A 17,709-nucleotide genomic window follows, 5' to 3' on the forward strand; every position below is an offset into this window, starting at 1 on the left:
TCACCATTTGCGTCCAGAGCCTGTTGCTCTGCACGGTCGCGGCGTCTCCCGGAAAACCTCACCGCTCATGGCATCGGGAAGAAAAAATCAATGGATTCCGCGACTTATCCACATCCGCAGCCAGCACGGGAATGCGCTGTCGACTCCCGTATCACCTCACCTCAGAGAGAGGGAGAACATCCGAACAAATGCGAGGCTGCCGAAAAACCGCTCCTGAATAATCTCACCTGAGCGGTAACCCAACGAAAACAAGCCCCATCTGCAACCACGCAATTTCGGCGTTCGCAGCGCAGTGAACACCAACTTCCTCCCGAATTTGCTCACCTTTGGCACGAAATCTGCTGAAAAATTGTCCTGAAAACCCTCACCTTCACCATGCGGGCGTCGACGGATGCCTCGCATTTCGCGGCACTGCGGAAATCTCCTGAAAATCCTCACCTTTCGCTGCGCAGAGGTCTCGGCGACGAGTCGCACGGAGTCGGCAGATCGGTTCGATCGGCAGGCAAGCCCCTGAAAAGGCTCACCTTTGGGCCCTCGAGCCGCCCAAATCACCCGAATTTGCCCGTTGGCTCCCGAAAAACTTCACCTTCGATCCGCATTTTTTCCCGATCTTTCTCACTTCACGCGTTTCAAGCCGTGGATTTAGCCGAAAAATGGTGCGAATCCCCCCTCCCGAACCCGCTCACCGTTGCATTTCCCGTAACATCACAGCCAGGCCCAGCCACTCGCGACCTGCCCGGCCATGGCCTCCTGTATCGTCTCACCGTTGCCGGGAAGTCAAGAATCCCACCGCTCCTGAACCCGCTCACGTCCTTTCCCGCACTGGCTCACCGGCATTCCCGAAGCCCGTCACCCAACTGTCCCGCAGGCGCTCACCCAGGGTCCCGTAAAGTTTCACCTGACCGCCCGGAAAGCCCCGCCAGATAAGGGTTTGCCGTGGCGTTAACGTTTTTAACCGGTATCAAGGGTGTTTACTTTTATATCTCTCAAGCAAGAATCTCCCCGCGAGTAACCGGAGATATCCACATTCCAGTCGAACCGACGGAGCAACGGATTGAGCCCGCTCGCGTGAAACAACGGATCGCAGTAAAATCGGATCGAAAATTCGCGCGTTTACAAGGGCTTATGAAACAAAGTTCGATTTGTTTCACGGGGAAACGCACTCGATCTCGCCTTGCATCGATAGAAAGCGCCCACTCAACGCCATTTCTCTACCTCCGGCGATCTTGCCACTCGAAAACGTAGCAAATAGAACGTAATTTGTTATTATTCGTCCACTCCCCTGCCGAGAAGACGAATATGCGAGACCAGGACCGCCAGGCAATCCGCGAAGAAATCGAGCATTTGCGCAACAACGGTGCACGCAGGCAAGAACTGTCATTGCATGCCTGTAAACGCTTGTTCTTCGATTTCGAGATCAAGCCTTCGATGGCCGCTGTCCGCGAACTGACCCAGACCGGCAGTGCGAGCGACATCCCAAAGGACATCGAGCTTTTTTGGCAACGCATTCGCGCGACGTCAAAAGTGCGTGTGGGCGCCGGAGCGATTCCGCCCGCGCTGGAAGAGCGCGCCGGCGAACTGCTTGGCGCGCTTTTCGAGGAAGCGCTGGCGCTCGCGGGCGATGCCCTGCAGTCTGAACGCACGGAATTCGAAGCTGGCCGCCTCGATGCCGAACAGGCGACCCGCGAGGCCGAAGCCCGTCGCTCGGCCGCCGCTGAGATGTTGCAACGCAGCGAAGCTCGGGTGGAAGCGGCCTATGAGCGGGTGCGCGAACTCGAGAGCCAGCTCGCCGCGGCATCTGCGCAGGGCGTCGCGGCGCATGGCAACCGCGAAGTGCTGCTGGAGCGGCTCGAAACGGAAAACGACGCGCTGCGCAAACGGGTCGAGGCGGAGCAGACGACCAACGCGGGTTTGCGAGATCGCATCGACGGCTTGCACGAGGAAATGCGCAAGAGCACCGAGCACTATGCGCAGCAGATCAAGGACGCGCTCGCCGAGGCCGAACGACGCGTCAAGCCCATGCTGGTCGAACTGGACTCGTTGCGCACGATGTCGTCGACCTGGCAGGCGGCGCAGCGCGATGCCAGCAAGAAGGAATTCGATTTCATCCAGCAACTGGCAACGGCGAAGGCTCGCGCCGACCGGCTCGACGCCGTGCTGCGCGAACGCTCCGATGAAGTGGACGTGCTCACCCGGCAAGTCACGGCATTACGCGGCCAGCAAGGACTCGACACATCGGTCGCGTCCGTGCTCTGTTCACTTGCCGCTGCGGGCCGGCTGGGCGACACCGAACTGGCGAGCCTCGGCACCGCGGTCGATGGTCACGTCGCCTTGCCGACGCGTTGCCCTAACTGTCACGAAGGAGAACCGGAGTTGTCCGAAGTGGACGATGGTTTCGAATTCACTTGCCCGGAGTGCGAGCACACGTCGGGCACGGGGCTGTCGAAGCTCGCGGCGTACGCGCGCTTCATGGCAGGCAAGCACTCGCACGAACAGGCTTCGTGAGCGCTTATCGGATCAGACGGTCAGTCAGCGCCGCCCGGATACGTGAGCTTTTACGGGAGATGCGCATGCGACCGCCGAGAGGCAGATCACCCGCGGGCGCGAAGTTTCACGCCTTCTCGTTTTGCTCGGATGCGTGTTGTGCCGTCTCGCGTTCCGCCCACGTTTTCCATGCGCGATGGAGTCGCCCCGCAGAGATCGGCTGCAGGAAACCGAGCCACTGCCCTACCTGATCGGTATCCACGCCGCGCTCGAACAGATCCGCAGCGAACGTGTTGCGCAGGGTTTGCGGACTTGCGCGTTCGGCGCGGGTTTCGGCTACGCCGGCGGCCTCCATCAATGCGTCGATGGCGCGCAACACGGTGGCCTTGTGCATGGAGCGTCCCGAAGGCGAGCCAGGAAAAACCAGTTGCCCTGGTAGTCCAGCCAGTCTGCGCGCTTCGAGCCAGGCGCCGAGCACGTCGACGGCAAAAGGCGTCAGTCGCGTGACGCGTGTAAATGCCGGGTTGGCCGCTTCGATCGTGACCCACTCCGAGCCGATCGCCACGCAATCGAGCGTGAGCGCGATGGCGTCTCCCGTTTTCAGACCGCCGCCCAGAAAAATGGCGACGAGCGCGCGGTCGCGGCGTTCGCGCCATCGTTTCGCGGCAGAGGGTTCGACGAGCGGCGAGAACAACTGCCCGATGATCGCGGCGCGCTCATCGGGTGTGAGGAAGCCGGTCGGTTCGTTCTCGCGTGCGTTGCGCCATGCGGCTTCGCCGTCCTGGGCAATGAAGCGCGCCGGGTTGGTGGAGGCGAGTTCGATTTCGCGCACGTGATCGAGCACGCGCTCGATGAGCCGCAGGTAGCGAAGCCGCTGCGGTTTTTTGACGTCGAGGCTTGCGACGAATTCGGCGATCGTGCCGGTATCCACGGTCATGATCGTCTTGCGCTTGAGCGCGAGCCATTCGAGAAAGCGTCCCCATTGCACGCGATAGACCTCGGCGGAGGAGCGGCGCAAGTCCTGCGAAGCGAGCCATGCGTCGAATGCGGCGATGGGGTCGCGTTGCCAGTCTTGGCGTTGCTGGTCGAAGAGGTCGCGTGAGGAAGTGGAGGATGCCATCTCTATCATTCCGTTAGTTGCGTTACGTGAACATTATAGCGATAGCGGGATCATTGCCGCCGTAATCGTTCCGTGTGACGCGTCTGCGCCATGCGGCTAGCCACCCCAGGCCCTCGCACGCCGCACGGCCTCGTTGCGTTTTGCCTGGCGGCGCGCCTCGTCCGCGCATTGCGCGGCGCGTTCATAGGCCGAGACGGCGAACGCGAATACGGCCGGCAGCGCGTTGGAATGCCCGAAGTCGACGGTTTCGTCGGTTTCCGGCCAGGCGAGGTCGCCCGGCCGCTGAAAGAGGCCGAGCATGAGCGCGTCGTGGCGGCTGGCGAAGCCGAGATCCGCTAGCGCTTCCGCCTCGATGGCATGCAGCAGTCGCCAGGTGAGCGGCACCTGCCGCGCGATATAGCGCTGCGCGATGTTACGCACGATGAGTTCGAGGTCGCGTGCCGCGGCCTGAAAGCGCAAGGCCGCCAGATCGTGCTCGCGCGGCAGTTCGGTTGGGAGGGACATCGACGGCTCCAGTCGGACTTTCACTGTATAAATATACAGTAGTCGGAGCGATCGCGCAGCCTCGTCCGTTCGGCCAGGGCTTGCGGTGAGGCGTCTGATTAGCCGTGAATCACCACCAGCAGCGCGCGCGCTTCGCCTTTGCCTGCGTTGCGGATCGCGTGCGGTTGATCGGCGATATAGCGCGCCGTGTCCGCGGCTTTCAGGCGCCGCGTCGTGCCGGCCGCCTCGACTTCGATGCTCCCCTGCAACACCGTGAGATGCTCGCGCGTGCCCGGTTCGTGGGCGGCCGAAATCAGCGCCCCGCCGGGCTTGAGCGTCAGCTCATACCACTCGAAGTTGCCGGCCAGCTCGATCGGCCCCCACACGCGCAACTGATAACCCGCTTCGTGGCCGTGCAGCGTCGGAATGTCGTGCGGCCCAGCCACGGCGATCGCGTCGGGCGGCTTCGGGGCGGCGAACAGCGAATCGAGTTTGACCCCCAGCGCGTTCGTGAGCCGCCAGGCCACGGCAATGGTCGGATTTGCCTTGTCGCGCTCGATTTCCGATAGCATGGATTTCGAGACGCCCGCGGCGCGCGAGAGGTCGTCGAGCGTCATCTTGCGCTCGGTGCGCAGCCGCTGGATCTGTTCGCCCACGCGCGGCGGCGCGGTGGCGGGCACGGCGGATGCAGGCAGTCCGCCAGTTGCGGCCGATGCGGGTGTGTCAGGAACGGCGCTCGCCGGTGCGGTGCGCGGTTTGCGGGTGCTTGCCATTCACGGCCTCATCGATTAGAGTGCGTTCGACATATCGAACTTAGGTTCGAAATAACGGAAATTTTCGCCAGTGGCTGTCGGCGACTATAGCAAAACCGCTAGCAAAACCGCTAGCAAACCGCGTCATGCCGCGGCTATGTGAGGAGCACGATTCATGCGTACCCCGTATCTCGACCACTTGCGCGCGACGCTCGACCAGATCCGCGCGGATGGCTTCTACAAGAACGAGCGCGTGATCGCCACGCCGCAGTCGGCCGATATCCGGCTTGCAGACGGCAGCGACGTGCTCAACTTCTGTGCGAACAACTACCTGGGCCTCGCGAACGACGCGCGCCTCATCGCCGCCGCCAAAGACGGTCTCGATCGAGACGGCTTCGGCATGGCGTCGGTGCGTTTCATCTGCGGCACGCAAACCGTGCACAAGCAACTCGAAAGCGCGCTCGCCACGTTCCTGCAAACCGAAGATTGCATTCTCTATTCGAGCTGTTTCGATGCAAACGGCGGCCTCTTCGAAACGCTCCTCGGCGAAGACGACGCCATCATCAGCGACGAACTCAATCACGCTAGCATCATCGACGGCGTGCGCCTCTCGAAGGCGCGCCGCTACCGCTACAAGAACAACGATCTTTCGGACCTCGAAGCAAAGCTCAAGGAAGCTGACGAAGCCGGCGCACGCTACAAGCTCATCGCCACAGACGGCGTGTTCTCGATGGATGGCATCATCGCCGACCTCAAGGGCATCTGCGATCTCGCGGACCGCTATGACGCGCTCGTGATGGTCGACGACTCGCACGCGGTGGGCTTCATCGGCGAGCATGGGCGCGGTACGCCCGAGCACTGCGGCGTCCTGCAGCGCGTCGACATCATTACCGGCACGCTCGGCAAGGCGCTGGGCGGCGCGTCGGGCGGTTATATCGCGGCGAAACAGGAAGTGATCGACTTGCTGCGCCAGCGCTCGCGTCCCTATCTCTTCTCGAACACGCTCACGCCGAGCATCGCGGCCGCTTCGCTTGCAGTGCTAGAACTGATTGCGAGCGACGAAGGCGCGCAGCTGCGCCGCCGCGTGCGCGAGAACGGCGCACAGTTCCGCCGCGAAATGAGCGCGCTCGGCTTCACGCTCGTACCCGGCGAGCATCCGATCATTCCGGTCATGCTCGGCGACGCGCAGGTCGCCTCGACAATGGCCGACGCGCTCCTGCACGAGGGCGTGTACGTGATCGGCTTTTCGTATCCCGTCGTGCCCAAGGGCCGCGCGCGCATTCGCACGCAGATGAGCGCCGCGCACACGTCCGCGCAGATCGGGCGCGCCGTAGAGGCGTTTGCGCGCGTCGGCAAGCGGCTCGGTGTGATTTAACAAGGATTGCGAATCAAATGAAAGCTCTTGCCAAACTCGAACGCGCGCCAGGACTCACGCTCACGCGCGTGAAGAAGCCCGAAGTCGGCCATAACGACGTGATGATCAAGATCCGCAAGACGGCGATTTGCGGCACCGACATCCACATCTGGAAATGGGACGACTGGGCGCAGAAGACCATTCCGGTGCCGATGCACGTGGGCCACGAATACGTAGGCGAGATCGTTGAAATGGGCCAGGAGGTGCGCGGCTTCCAGATTGGCGATCGCGTGTCGGGCGAAGGGCATATCACCTGCGGCTTTTGCCGCAATTGCCGCGCGGGGCGGCGTCATCTGTGCCGCAACACCACGGGCGTGGGCGTGAACCGCGAAGGCGCATTCGCCGAATATCTCGTGATTCCGGCCTTCAACGCGTTCAAAATCCCGCCCGAGATCTCCGACGATCTCGCCGCGATCTTCGATCCGTTCGGCAACGCCACGCACACGGCGCTGTCGTTCAACCTCGTGGGCGAGGACGTGCTCATCACGGGCGCCGGGCCGATCGGCATCATGGCGGTGGCGATCGCAAAGCACGTGGGCGCGCGCAACGTCGTCATCACGGATGTCAATGACTATCGCCTCGAGCTCGCGCGCAAGATGGGCGCGACGCGCGCCGTGAACGTTGCGCGCGAGTCGCTGCGCGACGTGATGACCGAACTGCACATGACCGAAGGCTTCGACGTGGGCCTCGAAATGTCGGGCGTGCCGAGCGCGTTCACGGCGCTGCTCGAGTCGATGAACCACGGTGGCAAGGTCGCGCTGCTCGGCATTCCGCCCGCGCAAACCGCCATCGACTGGAACCAGGTGATCTTCAAAGGTCTGGAAATCAAGGGCATTTACGGCCGCGAGATGTTCGAGACCTGGTACAAGATGGTCGCGATGCTGCAAAGCGGGCTCGATCTTTCGCCCATCATCACGCACCGATTTAACGTGGACGACTACGAGCAGGGTTTCGCGGCCATGCTCTCAGGCGAGAGCGGCAAGGTGATTCTGGACTGGACCGCCGCCTGAACTCGCAGCGGTTTTACTGCGCTGCGCCCGCCGTGGGCTGCTCGAATTCGGCTTCGATGCGCACGTCGATCTCGTCGCCCACGGCCGGATACCAACTCGTCAAGCCGAACGCCGAGCGGTTGAAATGTCCCGATGCGGCAAAGCCGAGCGTGGGCTGCTTCGTGAGCGGATTCGGCGCGTAGCCGTTCAAGGTCACATCGAGCGTGACGGGCTGCGTCACGCCCCGTATCGTGAGGTTGCCCGTGAGCGTGCCGCGCCCCTCTCCCGTGCGCTCGAAGTGCGTACTTGTGAAGCGGATCTGCGGGTAACGCTGCACGTCGAGCATCTGCGTGCCTTTTACCATGGCATCGAGCGCGCTGACGTTGGTGTCGAGACTTGTGGCGTCGATGGTCGCATCGACCGAGGCCGTGTCGAGGCCGCCTGCCTGCCAGTCGAGCGTTGCCTGCGCGCGGTCGAAGCGCATGACGAAGCGCGAGTAGCGGAAGTGATCGACATCGAACACGACACTCCAGTGATGCGCGTCGAGCACATAGTGGCCGGGCGGCACGTCGGCTTCCGTGCGGCTCACGCTGTGCGTAACCACGCGCAGCGGTGTGCACGCCGCGAGACTCGCTGCGCACAGCGCCATGCAGAATGCGCGGCGCGAGCCGCGAATGAGAGGCGCAAGCGGTCGGTCTTTCATCACATCTCCCTTGAACGCGTCGATTCCCTTAAGTACGTTTGGCGGCGCGCGTTTCTTCCACCCGGTTCGCGAAGCATAACGCGACGGGGCCGGATCGCAGGCAACCTCATCGTTCACGCGCACATTGCGCGCCGCGCGAAACTCGGGTTTCATACGCCCATTGGAGTCCGAGCGAGCGGAGAGCCGACCATGCCAGCCACGAACCATGCCGTGCGTTTCCACGCCACGCTCGTGCGCGACGTCGATGCAATGACGGCCGCCACCGCGCGCTCGTTCGGGCGTCACACGCACGACCAGTACGGCATTGGCGTGATCGACCGTGGCGGCCATGTCTCGCTGAGCGACGCGGGCCAGGTCGAGGCCGTGCCGGGCGACCTCATCCTCGTCAATCCAGGCGAGGTGCACGACGGCCGCCCGCTCGACGCCGCCGGGCGGACGTGGCGCATGCTGTACTTCGAACCGCGCTGGGTCGACACGCTGCAAGCCGACATCACGCAAGGCGACGACGCCACATTCGCGCTTCACGCGCCGGTGATCAGCGAGCCGCGTCTGCGTGCGCTGTTCGACGCGGCTTTCACCTATGTCACTGACCATAGCGGCGACCTCTCCCATATGGCCTTCGACGCCGCTGCGCTCGAAGTCATGACGCGGCTCGTCGAGGCGATCGGCCACCGGCGCGCGCTCGCGCGGTGTTCACCAGCGTCGCTTGCGCGCGTGCGCGACATGATCGACACCGATCCGGCCCAGCCGTTCTCGCTCGCCGAACTCGCGCAGGCGGCGGGCCTGAGCCGCTTTCAGCTCCATCGCGGCTTCCTGCGTGCGTTCGGCGTGGCGCCGCATGGCTACATCCTGCATCGCCGTGTGGCGCTCGCGCGGCGTTTGCTCAAGGCGGGCAATGCGCCGGCGCAGACCGCGCTGGCCGCCGGATTCTGCGACCAGAGCCACCTGAACCGCGCGTTCGCGCGGCAGTTCGGCGTATCGCCGGGGCGTTACCGGCTCGCGCGCGCGGCATGAGTCGCACGCGCCTCAGATGTCTTGGGCGCTGACGCACAACGATCCAAGACGGCGCGCCGTGGTGAGCCTATACAGGTGTATCACCACGAGGAGCGCTCCATGTCGATACGATTGCCGTCGCGCGAGAGCACGCGGCGCTTGACCCTCTCCCCCCGATCCGTCGCGCATTGGCAATTGACCGCGGCCATGCTTACCGTGGGCAGCACGGTGATTGCCAGCAAGTCCATCGGCGCCGGGCTCGATCCGCTGCCCGCCACCGCGCTGCGTTTTGGCATTGCGTTGCCGGTCTTTCTGCTGCTCATGCGCCTCACACGCACGGCGTTTCCGCGTCCTGGCCTGCGCGACGCGTTGTTGCTCGTCGCGCAGGCCGCGATTGGCAGCGTCGGCTATACGGTCTTGCTGATCGCGGGCACGCAGCGGACCTCAGCGAGCGATGCCGGCATCATCCTCGGCACGCTTCCCGCTGTCTGCGCGTTGACGGCTGCGCTAGTGCTGCGCGAGCGGCTGCGTGTCAGCACGCTCGTTTCGGTGACGATCGCGAGCCTCGGCGTGGCGATCGTCACGCTCGCGCCCGCGGAGCATCGAGATGGCGCGCGCTCGCTCACGGGCGATGCGATGATACTCGGCGCGGTCGTGTGCGAGAGCCTGTTCGTCCTGCTAAACAAACGGCTTTCGCGGCCATGGCCGCCTCTTGCGCAGGCGAGCGCGATGACGGGCATCGGCTTCGTCGTATCGAGCTTGTGCGCGTTGCCCGGCTGGCTCGGCGCGGCCCACGCCGTGACGCTGAACGCCGTGCTCGGCGTGGCGTACTACGCGCTCGTACCGACAGTGGGCGGATTCTGGCTCTGGTACGCGGGCGCGGCACGCGTGCCGGGTGGCGAGGCCGCGGTTTTTACAGCGGTGGCGCCGGTGACGAGCGTGGCGCTTGCCACGGTGCTGCTCGGCGAGCCGCTTACTCTCACGCGCGTGCTGGGCCTCACCCTGGTCGTGGGCGCCGTGTTCGCGGTTTCGGGACGCGCGCTTTGGGATCGTGTGAGCGCACCGCGCGGCGGCAAAGTGTCTTGACTTGGGAGAATGATCGTTCTACATTGCGGACTGGGAGAACGATCATTCTCCCTTTGATATCCGCAATACCGCCGAAAGAGACTAGCCATGACCTCGCCCGCTTTAACTGACATCGAAGCGAACGCCCAAGCGCCGCAGGCCGACGCGCGCGCGCGTCTGCTCGACGCCGCCGAGGCGCTGATCTACGCCGGTGGCATTCACGCAACGGGCGTCGATGCGATCGTTCGCGCGGCGGGCGCGGCGCGCAAGAGCTTCTACACGTATTTCGAATCGAAGGACGCGTTAGTCGCGGCTGCGCTTTCGCGGCGCGACGAGCGCTGGATGCGCTGGTTCGTCGCCGGCACGCTCGCGCGCGGACGCACGCCGCAGGCACGCCTTTTGGGCATGTTCGACGTATTGCGCGAGTGGTTTGCATCCGAGGGCTTTCACGGTTGCGCGTTTCTCAACGCCGCTGGTGAAATCGCGTCGCCCGACGACCCTGTGCGCGTGGTCGCGCGCGAACACAAGGAACGTCTGCTCGCATTCGTGCGTGAGCAGAGCGACGCTTGGGCTGCGAGCGTCGGCGTAGATCGCCGTGTCGCCGGCCGCCTCGCGCGCCAATGGCTGATCCTGATCGACGGCGCAATCGGCGTGGCGCTCGTCAGTGGCGACGCCGATGCGGCGCTCGACGCGCGCGCGGCAGGCCGATCGTTGCTCGAAGCATTCGCGCCAAAAAGCGCTTGCGGCGACCGAAACAAGCCGTGAAGCCGATCCCCATTGAGCGCACCGTCCCGGCGCGCCAACCAACACAAGGAGCAAGACCATGAGTGATTCGCCCGAAGTGCGCCCGCCGCTGCCGCCGTTCACGCGCGAGAGCGCCATGCAGAAAGTGCGCGCCGCCGAAGACGGCTGGAATACGCGCGATCCGCAACGCGTGTCGCTTGCGTACACGCCGCAAAGCGTGTGGCGCAATCGTGCCGAGTTCGTGACGGGCCGCGCGGCGATCGTCGAACTTCTCACGCGCAAGTGGGCGCGCGAACTCGACTATCGCCTGATCAAGGAGTTGTGGGCGTACACGGACAATCGCATCGCGGTGCGCTTCGCCTACGAGTGGCGCGACGATTCGGGCAGCTGGTTCCGCTCGTACGGCAACGAAAACTGGGAATTCGACGCGAACGGCCTGATGGCGCATCGTCACGCCTCGATCAACGACCTGCCGATCCGCGAGGCAGATCGTCTTTACCACTGGCCGCTCGGGCGCCGCCCCGACGACCATCCGGGACTCTCCGACCTCGGTCTCTGACGCTTCGCTTTCATCGGGACGACTCGCTACGCTGGCATCATGCCTGCGGCGAACGAGTCGCCCGATCCGAGCCTGGACTCCATTGCGCACGCATCGGGTTGCGGTACAGTTCGTCATTCACCGCGAACCAGCAATCAGAAGACAGGCGATCCCCATAGCGGATCGGCGCAATAAAGGACGGAGAGCCCATGCGGTTTTGGCAGAAGCAAGGTGGCGCAGCAACCAGAACGACAAGGACCGCGACAACGAAAGCGACAACGAAAGCGAAGCAAACGAAACGCGGCGCGGCTGCCGCCCTGCTGCTCTTGCCGCTGTTGCTGTTCGGCGCGGCGCGCCCGGCGCACGCGGCGAACTGGTGCAGTTCAGGCCTGTGGGTAGACGCGATGGTGGGCTCGTACCACATCCATCCCGACAAGGACTTCGAACAATTCAACCCGGGCCTCGGCATCGAATGCTGGCCAGGCGACACGTGGGCGCTCACGGCAGGCGGCTTTCGCAACTCGCTGCGCCGGCCTTCTTATTATGGCGGCGCGGTGTGGGCGCCCGAGTTCCTTCACTGGGGCTTCGTGCGGCTCGCGGCAATGGGCGGCATCATCTCCGGCTACAACTATGGCAACTGGGGCCTGGGTCACGACCATACGATCGGGCCCGTGGTGGCGCCTATCGTGATGGTGGCTTACAAGCGCGTGGGCGTGAACTTCATTGTCATTCCGCCGATACCGTCCGACGATTTGCCATTTACCATCGGGTTTCAGTTGCGGTTCAAGTTCTAGCCCTCGACGTCCTCCCGCAAACTCTCACCTTTGCTGTTAACCTGACGCCTTTGCCATATTGGCGTCAGTGACGTGCCACGGCCTGACCCTAAGATACGAGCCTTCGCTTTACAGCGCGCGAGACGCGACGCGCTATCCACGTCAGAGGAAAAGAATGAAGAAGTTCACACGCATGCTGATCGCCGCAGGCGCACTGGCCATGAGCGCGGGCGCTATGGCTGCCGCCGCTCCAGAGCCCACATGGCTGCCTGCAACGGCCGCCGCGAGTCTGCAGAATGCGAGTGCGATCGTCGAAGGTGCGAATGGGTCGAACGTGAAGTCGACGCTTTATGTCTTCATGGACCCAAACTGTATTTATTGTCACCTGGTGTGGAAAGCGCTCCAACCGTATGAAGCGGCAGGCTTGCAGGTGCATTGGATTCCTATGGGCTTTCTGAAGCCCGATTCGGCGGGCAAAGCGGCCGCGTTGCTGGAAGCGAAAGACGGCGCAGCACTGCTCAAGGAACTCGAAACTCATTACTCGGAGAAGGACGAATCGGGTGGCATCGCACCGCTCGCGCACATTCCCGCCGCCGACAAGAACAAGCTCGACAACAACATCAAGCTCTTTCAGGACCTCGGTTTCGATGGTACGCCTACGCTTATTTACCAAGGGTCTGGCGGCCGCTGGGCCAATGTCAGCGGCTTGCCGAAGCTGAACGACTTGCCTGGCATGCTGAATCTGCCGGCGCAACCGATCACCGATGCCGAACTGCAGAAGTATCGTTGAGCGCGCGCGGCGGTGAGTCATTCGCCGCATCGTGAGTTCACCGATACAACGATAGGTGAGGAGTTCCAGGAGTCGAACGTCGTGCGCTCCTCCCGAAAAGCCTCACCTTTCCTCTCACGGCCCAGGTTTCAGAACTTGTAATCGGGATTCTTCGGATCGAAGGCTTCGTCGTCGAAGGACTTCGGCGTGATGTTGTCGATCACGATTTTCTCGAACATCTGGCCGTCGTCCCCGTAGGCTTCGACAGTGCGGAAGTACGGATGCCGCAGGTCGAGCCCGAGCGTCTGCTTCTTCGCGTAGAACTGCGGCTTGCCGCTCGGCGAAACGTAGGTGAGTGCCACCACGCGCACGCCGTCTATTGTTTTCACCTCGACTTGCGGCTTGTACGACGCGCCCACTTCCACGTACTTCTTCGCGTCGGTCATGAACTGGCTCACGATGAATTCGGTGCCGAGGTCCGTGATCTTGTGATTCGACTGCGCGCGCGCGAGCGTACCGTCGAGCGCGGTCCACATCGGCATCACGCCGAGCAGGCCGCCGAGGTGACCGTACATTTCGTCGCTGCGCTTCGAAGCGTCGTAGATCACCTCCTCGCCCGAATGATCGCCGTCGGGTAGCCATTTCGCGTAGATGCGCAGCGGCTCGTGCTCCAGCTTCACGAGCATGTGCGCGGGCTTCGCGGGCCACTTGCCGTTAAGGCGCTCCCAACGTGACAGCACGAATTCGTATGAGGGATAGCCCGACGGGCCGAGCTTGATGAGCGTGGGCACGACGAGCGGGTCGAGCGCTTCGAAGAGCGCGGTGAGCTGCGCGTCGTCCATCTTCGTGAGCGCGTCGCTCTTCTGCGCGCGCTGCAGCCAGCGCACCTGCTGATCGACGCTGAGTTTCGCGACTTCGGCGGCAGCCGTCGCACTTTGCGATGCGGCGAGTGCATCGGCGCCGTTGCCTTGCGCGAACGCCGTGGTGCTGGCGAGCACAAGCGCGGCGCACGCCAGCAGCGTGCGTGTTGTCCTCCACTTCATGTTTGTCTCCTGAGTCTTGTCGTCGAATGCCTGGTGAGGGTGTCTAGGTCGCGGGCGGATTGCCAAGCACGCCCGGCGCCGGCGCACCGGTGTCCGTGCCCGGCTGATCCACCGCGATCTCGTACGCGTGGCTCGCGTGCACCGTCCCCGCAAGCGCGGAAAGCAGCCAGTCGTAGGTCGTGGACGGCGCGGTCACGGGCAGCATGTGGCCGCCGTTCACCACCTTGAGTGTCACCTGGCGCGTGAGGCGGCTCAGCGCTTCGCCATGGCGCGTCCAGTTGAGCACGACGTCATCGCGCCCGAACAGAACGTCGACGGGAACGCTAAGTTGTGCATAGCATTTCTCCATCTGCGCGAGATCGTCGGCGTCTTCAATCGCGATGAGATCGGCAGAAGCGTTGTAGAAGCCGCTGGGCCGCAAGCTCAGCAGCCCGCCGCCGCGCGTGCGGAAATCGCGCGGCACGGCCTCGGGCGCGAACACCTGCTTGAGGACGGCCGAACTGGTCGCGAGCCCGATGGGCGTAGCGAGCGTGCGCGCCACGAAGCGATGCACGGCGTTCGAGCGCAGCACGAGCGCGCGGAAGGCCTTGGGCACTTCGGTCTGAACGTGCGTGAGCGGCGCGATGAGCGCGAGCCGCGAAACGGTGTGCGGATGATCGAGTGCGACGGCCAGCGCGATCGCGCCGCCGAGCGAATGCCCGACGAGCACCGGCGCTTTGAGATCCAGCGCTTCGATGAAGCGTGCGACCGTGCGCGCTTGCGCGCGAACGTTCGCCGATGCGTGCGGCCCCCGCGTCGAGTAGCCGGAGCCAGGGCGGTCGATGAGTATCACGCGATGCTCGCGCGCAAGCGCCTGCATGGGCAGCCACGCGAAGTTGCGCATTTGTCCGCTCAGACCGTGAATGAACACAACGGGTGGCCCGCTGCCGAAATCGACGTAATGAATGCGGTCGCCGTCGATGTCGATCAGTCGGCCGTCCATCGGCACGGCGGCTTCGATACGGCGTGTGGCGCGCCGCGTGAAGGCGGCGAGTGCCGCGCTTCCTGCGACGAGCGTGGCGCAAGCGGCAACGACCACGGCAGGCGGGACAAGTGGGTTCACTGGCGCTCCTCTGTGTGCGGGATGGGTTTTAAGCCTTGTGCGGACGGCGAAGCGCATGTGACGAAACGCGTGAAGCGCGCCGCGATCTGCCGTGCCTCGCTCACCACGGCCCAATGCGGCGCGGCGATGATCTCGCGCACGTGTTCGCCGAGCCAGTGCTCGATGTCCTCGGACATGGCCGGGGTCACATAGCGGTCGAAGCGCGGCACTATGAACTGCACCGGAATGCGTGTGCTTCGCTCGCGCGGCTGGCGCGCACGCGCCAGGAAATTCGCGCGGTAAAGCTGCAGCCCGTTGAGCGCGTTGCGCAACTGCTGGGGATCGGGTTCGACGCTCACTCGTTCGGTTTTACGCAGCCACCACGGCCACACCGCGGCACCGCCAAGCCGCCAGACCAACTCCGGCAAGAGCGGCAAATGAAAGAACGCGATGTACCATGACTTCAGCAATTGCGCGGGATTGCGCGGCTTCAGAAAGACATGATCGAGGCAGGGGCCGGATATCGAGGTGTACGAAGCGATACGTGAGGCGTTCGCCGGATCGGTGACGGCCTCCCAGCATTGGATCGAACCCCAGTCATGGGCCAGCAGATGAAACGGCCGCGCACCGCAGGTGGCGTGTGCAACGGCGAGCAGGTCGCGTGCAAGCTGCGCAAGCGCATAACCGGAACGCCCACGCGGGGCCTCGGAAGCCCCCATGCCCCGCACGTCATAGGCGATCACGCGAAAGCGCGTCTCGAGTTCGCTGCGCAACGCGTTCCAGATGCGCGCGGAGTCGGGGTAACCGTGCACGAGCACGACGGGAGGCGCATCGACGGGACCGCTCACGTACACCGTGAGGCGCACGTCATCGGACTGCACGAACACCGGTTCGAATGCGCCAGCCATGACGCGCCTCACACAGCACGCGGCGTCGCCGCCGGATGCAGCGGCACGCGGCGCGGGGCGGCGCGCGAGGCGTACTGCGCATTGGTTTCGTCGATCTGCGCCACGAGGCTGTCGATGCGCGCGAGATGCCGCCGGTTGTCGTGATCCCAGGGATGAAAGCCGGGCTTGAAGAAGCGCAGCCATTCGAGCGCGATGCCGGGAAATACGCCGTGACGCGGCCCATAGAGAAACTTCACCAGCTTCCACATGCCGCGCACCTTGCCCTGACGGCGACGGTGCGCGCGCAAAAGCGCCAGGTGATAGTCGAACACGATGACCCAGAAAAGAACCGTGGTGGCGAGCATCGTACCGGTTCGCATGAGATAGCGCTTCAGACCAGGCTCGATCACGAAATTCCATACGTCGAACGAGACCGCCTTGTGCTCGGTTTCCTCCAGCGCGTGCCAGAGCCACATCTGCTTGTAGCCCTCCACCGAGCCTTCGATGCGCGTGCCCGTATCGGCGAGCAGCAGGTCCGCGAGCATGGCCGTGTAGTGTTCGAGCGCAACGGTTTGCGCGAGTTGCAGCGAAGGCGGCAACACCTTGCGCGCGAAATTGAGGATGGCCCAAAGCCGCTTGTCGAGCTTGTGCGCGGGCAAGCCGGCTGCCTGCAGCAAGTCGTTGTATTCGATGTGCTCGCGCGTGTGCATCGCTTCCTGGCCGATAAAGCCCATCACCTGCTTCTTGAGTTCGGGGTCCTCGATGCGGTCGCGATAGTGCCGGACCGAATCCATGAAGAAGCGCTCGCCCGCGGGAAAAAGCAGCGAAAGCGCATTGAAGAAGTGGGTGACTGGCACGCCTTCGACGTGCCAGTCACAAGCCCTTTCGGGCGGTAACGCAAAGCGGATGTCGCGCCGTATCGGCATCATGTTTTGGCTCCCTGTTGTGTGCCTGCTGTTGTTCATTGCATCCGCGCTATGTCGTCGCGGACCCGCGCGCGGCGCGGCGGCGCGCCTTCGCGGCTTCGCGCCGCGCGCTCATCACGACCAGCGCCTGGTAGGCGGCGGGCAGCGTGCGCGCGAGCCAGTCCGCCGCGCGCGCGTCGCGGCCAATCAGCACGCGCCGCGCATTGCGCTTCACGCCGTTCAGGATCGCGCGGGCCGCGTCGTCGGCAGTGGTGATGAAGAACTTTTCGAAGTCGTCCTTGCCTTGCTGCTCGCTCGCCACCATGAACCCCACCATGTTGTGCGCCACGCGGCTAGACTGCGCGATATTCGTGCGGATGCCGCCTGGGTGGACGCAGGTCGCGGACACGCCGCAGCGCATCATGTCGAGTTCCTGGCGCAGCGCTTCGGTGAAGCCGCGCACGGCATATTTCGTAGCGTTGTAGCCGCTCATGCCTGGTTGTGCGAAGAGACCGAACACGCTCGACGTATTGACGATGTGGCCGTTGCCGCTTGCCTTCAGATGCGGCAGGAAGGCCTTCGTGCCATGCACGACGCCCCAGAAGTTGATGTTCACGATCCACTCGAGGTCGCTGTACGCCATACCTTCGATGGTGCTCGATAGCGCAACGCCCGCGTTGTTGAAGACGAGGTTCGCGCCGCCGTGCGTGGCGGCGGTCTCGTCGGCCCAGGCGAATACGGCGTCGCGCTCGCTCACGTCGAGCACGCGTGTGCTCACGCGTATCGACGGGGCGAGCGCGCCCGCAATGCGAGCGGTCTCCTCGAGCGCCGGCGCGTTGCGGTCGGCGAGCGCGAGATGGCAGCCTGCCCCGGCAAGCTGGAGCGCGAGCGCGCGGCCCATGCCCGAGCCGGCTCCGGTGATGGCGGCGACCTTGTTCTCAAATCGTTTCATGGACGGGCTCCGGG

The 17,709-nt window shown here is 64.0% G+C and carries 18 protein-coding genes; 9 read left to right on the forward strand and 9 right to left on the reverse strand.

The window, feature by feature from the left end; all coding sequences use genetic code 11:
* The first annotated feature begins 1,299 nt into the window (after nt 1-1,299).
* The gene (locus VSR72_RS37155; protein WP_342957201.1) at nt 1,300-2,505 is read left to right on the forward strand and encodes a DNA-binding protein; all 1,206 of its coding nucleotides are present in this window, start codon (nt 1,300-1,302) and stop codon (nt 2,503-2,505) included.
* 106 nt (nt 2,506-2,611) lie between these two features.
* Here the strand turns inward: VSR72_RS37155 and VSR72_RS37160 are convergent, their stop codons facing one another.
* From VSR72_RS37160 to VSR72_RS37170, 3 genes are all read right to left on the reverse strand, one after another.
* A complete protein-coding gene (locus VSR72_RS37160; protein WP_342957202.1) occupies nt 2,612-3,604 on the reverse strand; it encodes a tyrosine-type recombinase/integrase in 993 nt (330 codons plus the stop codon).
* 96 nt (nt 3,605-3,700) lie between these two features.
* Nucleotides 3,701-4,108: a DUF2471 family protein gene (locus VSR72_RS37165; RefSeq protein WP_342957203.1), complete on the reverse strand. Its 408-nt coding sequence runs from the start codon at nt 4,106-4,108 to the stop codon at nt 3,701-3,703.
* A gap of 98 nt (nt 4,109-4,206) precedes the next feature.
* Nucleotides 4,207-4,860: an XRE family transcriptional regulator gene (locus VSR72_RS37170; RefSeq protein ID WP_342957204.1), complete on the reverse strand. Its 654-nt coding sequence runs from the start codon at nt 4,858-4,860 to the stop codon at nt 4,207-4,209.
* A 154-nt stretch (nt 4,861-5,014) separates the two neighbouring features.
* Between VSR72_RS37170 and VSR72_RS37175 the strand changes: the two genes are divergently transcribed.
* Complete coding sequence (locus tag VSR72_RS37175) at nt 5,015-6,214, forward strand: glycine C-acetyltransferase (protein ID WP_342957205.1); 1,200 nt, start codon at nt 5,015-5,017, stop codon at nt 6,212-6,214.
* A 17-nt stretch (nt 6,215-6,231) separates the two neighbouring features.
* Complete coding sequence (tdh, locus tag VSR72_RS37180) at nt 6,232-7,263, forward strand: L-threonine 3-dehydrogenase (protein WP_342957206.1); 1,032 nt, start codon at nt 6,232-6,234, stop codon at nt 7,261-7,263.
* Between the two features lie 13 nt (nt 7,264-7,276).
* Here the strand turns inward: tdh and VSR72_RS37185 are convergent, their stop codons facing one another.
* Nucleotides 7,277-7,891, reverse strand: coding sequence for a YceI family protein (locus tag VSR72_RS37185; protein ID WP_342957237.1), 615 nt, complete (start codon nt 7,889-7,891; stop codon nt 7,277-7,279).
* 243 nt (nt 7,892-8,134) lie between these two features.
* Between VSR72_RS37185 and VSR72_RS37190 the strand changes: the two genes are divergently transcribed.
* The 6 genes from VSR72_RS37190 to VSR72_RS37215 all read left to right on the forward strand — a co-directional run bounded on the left by VSR72_RS37190 (nt 8,135) and on the right by VSR72_RS37215 (nt 12,848).
* The gene (locus VSR72_RS37190; protein ID WP_342957207.1) at nt 8,135-8,959 is read left to right on the forward strand and encodes an AraC family transcriptional regulator; all 825 of its coding nucleotides are present in this window, start codon (nt 8,135-8,137) and stop codon (nt 8,957-8,959) included.
* Between the two features lie 99 nt (nt 8,960-9,058).
* Nucleotides 9,059-10,024, forward strand: coding sequence for a DMT family transporter (locus VSR72_RS37195; protein WP_342957208.1), 966 nt, complete (start codon nt 9,059-9,061; stop codon nt 10,022-10,024).
* Between the two features lie 87 nt (nt 10,025-10,111).
* Nucleotides 10,112-10,768, forward strand: coding sequence for a TetR/AcrR family transcriptional regulator (locus VSR72_RS37200; protein WP_342957209.1), 657 nt, complete (start codon nt 10,112-10,114; stop codon nt 10,766-10,768).
* 58 nt (nt 10,769-10,826) lie between these two features.
* Entirely contained in the window at nt 10,827-11,306 is a 480-nt protein-coding gene (locus VSR72_RS37205; protein ID WP_342957210.1) for a nuclear transport factor 2 family protein, read from the forward strand.
* 188 nt (nt 11,307-11,494) lie between these two features.
* A complete protein-coding gene (locus VSR72_RS37210) occupies nt 11,495-12,079 on the forward strand; it encodes a hypothetical protein (RefSeq protein WP_342957211.1) in 585 nt (194 codons plus the stop codon).
* A 154-nt stretch (nt 12,080-12,233) separates the two neighbouring features.
* A complete protein-coding gene (locus VSR72_RS37215) occupies nt 12,234-12,848 on the forward strand; it encodes a thioredoxin fold domain-containing protein (RefSeq protein ID WP_342957212.1) in 615 nt (204 codons plus the stop codon).
* A 128-nt stretch (nt 12,849-12,976) separates the two neighbouring features.
* Here VSR72_RS37215 and VSR72_RS37220 read toward each other — a convergent pair whose 3' ends face one another.
* From VSR72_RS37220 to VSR72_RS37240, 5 genes are read right to left on the reverse strand one after another with little or no spacing between them, the layout of a single operon-like run.
* Nucleotides 12,977-13,870 carry a DUF1571 domain-containing protein gene (locus VSR72_RS37220; protein ID WP_342957213.1) on the reverse strand — a complete coding sequence of 298 codons (894 nt, stop codon included), beginning with the start codon at nt 13,868-13,870 and terminating at the stop codon, nt 12,977-12,979.
* 43 nt (nt 13,871-13,913) lie between these two features.
* Nucleotides 13,914-14,972 (reverse strand): alpha/beta fold hydrolase, encoded by a 1,059-nt coding sequence (locus tag VSR72_RS37225; RefSeq protein WP_342957214.1) that lies wholly within the window; start codon nt 14,970-14,972, stop codon nt 13,914-13,916.
* On the reverse strand, nt 14,969-15,859 hold the full coding sequence (locus VSR72_RS37230; RefSeq protein ID WP_342957215.1) for an alpha/beta fold hydrolase: 891 nt from the start codon (nt 15,857-15,859) through the stop codon (nt 14,969-14,971). Before VSR72_RS37230 ends, VSR72_RS37225 begins: the two co-directional genes overlap by 4 nt.
* A gap of 8 nt (nt 15,860-15,867) precedes the next feature.
* Complete coding sequence (locus VSR72_RS37235) at nt 15,868-16,767, reverse strand: metal-dependent hydrolase (protein WP_342957216.1); 900 nt, start codon at nt 16,765-16,767, stop codon at nt 15,868-15,870.
* A 46-nt stretch (nt 16,768-16,813) separates the two neighbouring features.
* Entirely contained in the window at nt 16,814-17,695 is an 882-nt protein-coding gene (locus VSR72_RS37240) for an SDR family NAD(P)-dependent oxidoreductase (RefSeq protein ID WP_342957217.1), read from the reverse strand.
* Nucleotides 17,696-17,709: the final 14 nt, after the last annotated feature.

The organism is Paraburkholderia sp. JHI869, from assembly GCF_038900775.1.
In the GTDB taxonomy this organism is placed as follows: domain Bacteria; phylum Pseudomonadota; class Gammaproteobacteria; order Burkholderiales; family Burkholderiaceae; genus Paraburkholderia.

Coding starts and splice junctions, on each gene's coding strand:
- VSR72_RS37155 (WP_342957201.1), top strand. CDS start 1,300: ATGCGAGACCAGGACCGCCAGGCAATCCGCGAAGAAATCGAGCATTTG.
- VSR72_RS37160 (WP_342957202.1), bottom strand. CDS start 3,604: ATGGCATCCTCCACTTCCTCACGCGACCTCTTCGACCAGCAACGCCAA.
- VSR72_RS37165 (WP_342957203.1), bottom strand. CDS start 4,108: ATGTCCCTCCCAACCGAACTGCCGCGCGAGCACGATCTGGCGGCCTTG.
- VSR72_RS37170 (WP_342957204.1), bottom strand. CDS start 4,860: ATGGCAAGCACCCGCAAACCGCGCACCGCACCGGCGAGCGCCGTTCCT.
- VSR72_RS37175 (WP_342957205.1), top strand. CDS start 5,015: ATGCGTACCCCGTATCTCGACCACTTGCGCGCGACGCTCGACCAGATC.
- tdh (WP_342957206.1), top strand. CDS start 6,232: ATGAAAGCTCTTGCCAAACTCGAACGCGCGCCAGGACTCACGCTCACG.
- VSR72_RS37185 (WP_342957237.1), bottom strand. CDS start 7,891: ATGGCGCTGTGCGCAGCGAGTCTCGCGGCGTGCACACCGCTGCGCGTG.
- VSR72_RS37190 (WP_342957207.1), top strand. CDS start 8,135: ATGCCAGCCACGAACCATGCCGTGCGTTTCCACGCCACGCTCGTGCGC.
- VSR72_RS37195 (WP_342957208.1), top strand. CDS start 9,059: ATGTCGATACGATTGCCGTCGCGCGAGAGCACGCGGCGCTTGACCCTC.
- VSR72_RS37200 (WP_342957209.1), top strand. CDS start 10,112: ATGACCTCGCCCGCTTTAACTGACATCGAAGCGAACGCCCAAGCGCCG.
- VSR72_RS37205 (WP_342957210.1), top strand. CDS start 10,827: ATGAGTGATTCGCCCGAAGTGCGCCCGCCGCTGCCGCCGTTCACGCGC.
- VSR72_RS37210 (WP_342957211.1), top strand. CDS start 11,495: ATGCGGTTTTGGCAGAAGCAAGGTGGCGCAGCAACCAGAACGACAAGG.
- VSR72_RS37215 (WP_342957212.1), top strand. CDS start 12,234: ATGAAGAAGTTCACACGCATGCTGATCGCCGCAGGCGCACTGGCCATG.
- VSR72_RS37220 (WP_342957213.1), bottom strand. CDS start 13,870: ATGAAGTGGAGGACAACACGCACGCTGCTGGCGTGCGCCGCGCTTGTG.
- VSR72_RS37230 (WP_342957215.1), bottom strand. CDS start 15,859: ATGGCTGGCGCATTCGAACCGGTGTTCGTGCAGTCCGATGACGTGCGC.
- VSR72_RS37235 (WP_342957216.1), bottom strand. CDS start 16,767: ATGATGCCGATACGGCGCGACATCCGCTTTGCGTTACCGCCCGAAAGG.
- VSR72_RS37240 (WP_342957217.1), bottom strand. CDS start 17,695: ATGAAACGATTTGAGAACAAGGTCGCCGCCATCACCGGAGCCGGCTCG.